Genomic DNA, 804 nt, shown 5'->3' on the forward strand with positions numbered 1-804 from the left:
ACGCGATTGCGCGCCACGGCATGCCGGTCGATCCGCTGGCGGGCCATTTGTTCGCGTTCATCAATCGTCGTGCTACGCAAATAAAGGTGCTCTACTTCGATCGTAGCGGCTGGTGTGTGTGGGCCAAGCGACTCGAGCAAGGCCGTTTTCTGGCCGACTGGAAGCGGGTCGTCACGCGTGAGATCGACCTCACGCAATTGAAGCTCTTGCTTGAGGGGATCGAGGTCGTGCGGCAACGGCATCGTTACCGGCATCCACAGCCGCAATTGCCGGTGAGGCTCTCGCCATGAGGCCTGTCTTTCTCTATGATGGCGGCCATGCCATCGACTGCCGCCACCGACGAGACCCTCGCTGCGCTCACCGCGCAGGTGGCGGCGTTGTCTGCGCGATGCGAAACGGTACTCAGCGAGAACGCGCAATTGCGCGCGCAAGTCGCGTGGTTCCAGCGCCAGTTGTTTGGCCGCAAGAGCGAGCGTCGCATCGTCGAGGGTTGTGTCGCGATAACGGAGCCATGACGAGCAAGCGGCGATTCGCTTAGGAGTCCTTACATAAGCAGCGAATAGAACTGCGCGGCGACCGTTCGAGTGGCGTGGTCACCCTTCATTTGGCCTTTGCGGATCATGTGCATGATCTCAATGCCGGCCAGGATGATGCGTGCGCACCGGAAATCCTTGAATCCCATCATCGGTTTGATGATGCGTTTGATGGCACGATGGTCCTGCTCGATGAGGTTGTTCAGGTATTTATTCTGCCGTACCTTGATCGGTGTCTGCCGCTGGGCGTTGATCGCTTCGAGCGCGGCCA

3 protein-coding genes are annotated in these 804 nt (G+C 59.6%); 2 read left to right on the forward strand and 1 reads right to left on the reverse strand.

The features are described 5' to 3' along the window. Both tnpB and GWC77_RS28075 read left to right on the forward strand, forming a co-directional pair. Positions 1-290: IS66 family insertion sequence element accessory protein TnpB (gene tnpB / locus GWC77_RS28070; RefSeq protein ID WP_173262841.1), on the forward strand; the 290-nt coding region annotated here is incomplete at its 5' end. A gap of 27 nt (positions 291-317) precedes the next feature. Then, positions 318-515 (forward strand): hypothetical protein, encoded by a 198-nt coding sequence (locus GWC77_RS28075; RefSeq protein ID WP_173262844.1) that lies wholly within the window; start codon positions 318-320, stop codon positions 513-515. A 29-nt stretch (positions 516-544) separates the two neighbouring features. Here GWC77_RS28075 and GWC77_RS28080 read toward each other — a convergent pair. Further along, positions 545-804 (reverse strand): DDE-type integrase/transposase/recombinase (locus tag GWC77_RS28080; RefSeq protein WP_173262847.1); only part of this gene is annotated, 260 nt, incomplete at its 5' end.

The organism is Paraburkholderia sp. NMBU_R16 (assembly GCF_013282575.1).
GTDB lineage: Bacteria > Pseudomonadota > Gammaproteobacteria > Burkholderiales > Burkholderiaceae > Trinickia.